This window comes from Flavobacterium sp., assembly GCF_003525665.1.
GTDB lineage: Bacteria > Bacteroidota > Bacteroidia > Flavobacteriales > Flavobacteriaceae > Flavobacterium.
On record NZ_DQDX01000095.1, the window covers coordinates 16,688 to 19,014 of the forward strand.

At 30.9% G+C, this 2,327-nt stretch carries 3 protein-coding genes and 1 pseudogene; 1 reads left to right on the forward strand and 3 read right to left on the reverse strand.

Going from position 1 to position 2,327, the window contains the following annotated elements:
- From DIU01_RS07080 to DIU01_RS07090, 3 genes and pseudogenes are all read right to left on the reverse strand, one after another.
- A pseudogene (locus tag DIU01_RS07080) lies at positions 1-361 on the reverse strand (hypothetical protein); the annotation flags it as partial.
- 1 nt (position 362) lies between these two features.
- Positions 363-965 carry a SprT-like domain-containing protein gene (locus DIU01_RS07085; protein ID WP_290832913.1) on the reverse strand — a complete coding sequence of 201 codons (603 nt, stop codon included), beginning with the start codon at positions 963-965 and terminating at the stop codon, positions 363-365.
- Between the two features lie 4 nt (positions 966-969).
- Positions 970-1,809, reverse strand: a complete 840-nt coding sequence (locus tag DIU01_RS07090; RefSeq protein WP_290832915.1) for a Bro-N domain-containing protein — start codon at positions 1,807-1,809, stop codon at positions 970-972.
- A 67-nt stretch (positions 1,810-1,876) separates the two neighbouring features.
- Between DIU01_RS07090 and DIU01_RS07095 the strand changes: the two genes are divergently transcribed.
- Positions 1,877-2,327 (forward strand): bifunctional 2-polyprenyl-6-hydroxyphenol methylase/3-demethylubiquinol 3-O-methyltransferase UbiG (locus tag DIU01_RS07095; protein ID WP_290832917.1); only part of this gene is annotated, 451 nt, incomplete at its 3' end.

Here is a 2,327-nt window from a genome sequence, read left to right on the forward strand (position 1 = left end):
CTAAAATGCTAATTGTCATTGATAAATTTATGTAAAGTGAATAATCAAATAACGGAAACTTAGCTTTGCTAAAAATTAAAGAATAAGGAAAAAGTAATCCTAGTACTGAAATTAAAGTTCCGAAAATATGCACTTTTGAAAAAAGGTGTTCAAAATTTATTTTAACTTTATCAAACAATAAATAAATCAAGAAAAAGAGTACTAAAAGAATTGAAATCAACCAATACAGATGGTTTCTCATGATGACATAATAAGTATCGTGAAGATTTATATCTAATGTCTCTGTACCAACTAAAAAACCCGACATTAACAATATCAATGATGAAATAAATAACAAATAATATGCTTTAAATTTCTTCATCTTATCCCGGAATTATTTCAACCTCAGCATTGGCATTGAACAAAAACAATCTTCCTGTTTGAACCTCAACACATTCGTATCGTTTTGTTCGAAGACCTTTTTTCTGGAAAACGCGTCCGTTTTTTATTCTGAATAAGCTACCACTTGGTACTTCATGAATAAAATGGATATCGGCTTTTCTTTCGTCAAATTGTTTTAAAGCAAAAGCTAATTTGGCATCGGTATCACTACTCGCAGTTGGATTTCTAAAATGATTTGCAACCAATGGCAACACCGAATGCGGGAAAATCTCTGGCCGAATAAACGGAACCATCAATCGCTGAAACGTCATCTTCCACTCTACTCCATGCGGTTTTATGTTTCTCCCAAATTTTTCGAAAGCAACTAAATGTGAAATTTCATGAACCAATGTTATCAAAAAACGGTATTTAAGTAAATTCGCATTTACCGTAATTTCGTGTTTGCCAGAAAGTCCTTTTCTGTAATCACCATGACGCGTTTGTCGTTCGTTAACAATTTTTAGATGCACCGAGTTGGCTTTGATTAACTCAAAACAACTTTGAACCGAATGTTCAGGCAAATATTTTGATAAAACTTCGTTCATTGAGTTAATTGTCAATCTTTTTTTTATCGATTTCCAACAACGATTTTGCATTAAGCGAAGTAACTACTTTTTTTCCAGTTTTTGCTTCAAGCTCTTTTAAAGCAACTTTAGCAACATTTCCACCTTGTTTAGCAACATTTTTGCTTTCTTCAAATGTTAGTGGATTAACAGCTTGCGAAATATCTTTTGTGGATGCTTCGGCTAACATATTTAATATCAATTCGGTATTAGTCATGTTATCGCGAAGATTTTCTTTTTTTAAACCTTTCAAAATTTTATACTCTTTGGTAGTTTTTCCCGACCAAGATTTTGAAATAATATCGGTTAAAGTTGCAAATTGCTGACCTTCTTTTAATCCGCGACTTTTCCATTCATCCGTAAGTTCTTTACGAATTTCAATACTTTTTAATCGTTGATTTATCCAATTTTCAGAATAACCCAATTGTAAATATTGCTCTAAAGCTCTGTCAATAGTCAATTCTGGATCTTGCATTTCATCCAATCGTTCAGAGGCAATTTGAGCCAACCAAAGCTTAAATGGTTCAGCTTTTGGTGATGGAATTGATTGAATTAATCTAAAAAGTTGTTCCGTATCTGCAACATCTGTTAAACGAAATTTTCCATCTGGAGCTATCATTTTCAACTGTCCGATTTTTTCGGACAGTTCACTTCCTTCTTTCTTTAATTTAGATTTTAAATCGCTCCAATATTTTCTAGATCTGTCGGTTTCTGTCAAAACTTCTATAACATCAATTATAGAAATAAACCATTTTTCTTGATCAGAATCCCAAATAGTTCTTACTTTTTTGTTTTCAAATAACTGGATGGCATCTTGTTGTTTCATGTGGTGAATAATTTATTTTAAAAAAGTAGTTTACTTGTAATTACAAATTTATTTATTTTTGTTAGAAATGCCATACATTTATGAAATGATTGATGCAATAAAAAAATATTACGACGATTTAGCGCCAACTTATGATAGCAATCGATTTGAAAATTCTTATGGAAAATATATTGATCTACAAGAACGTATATTTTTAAAGTCAATTCTGGGGAAAAACGCATTCAAAAACACCTTAGATTTAGGTTGTGGAACAGGACGGTTTTTAGAATTTGCAAACCATGGAGTTGATATTAGTTCGAAAATGATTGAAATTGCACAATCTAAATTTCCAAATATAACAATTAAAGATGGTTCGGTTTCTAACATTCCTTATCCTGAAAATTATTTCGATTTGATTTTTTCTCTTCATGTAATAATGCATTTAGACCATAAAATAACGGAAGATTTTTTAGCTGAATCACACAAAAAAATATCTTTAAACGGCAAACTAATTTTTGATTTTCCATCTAAAAAAAGAC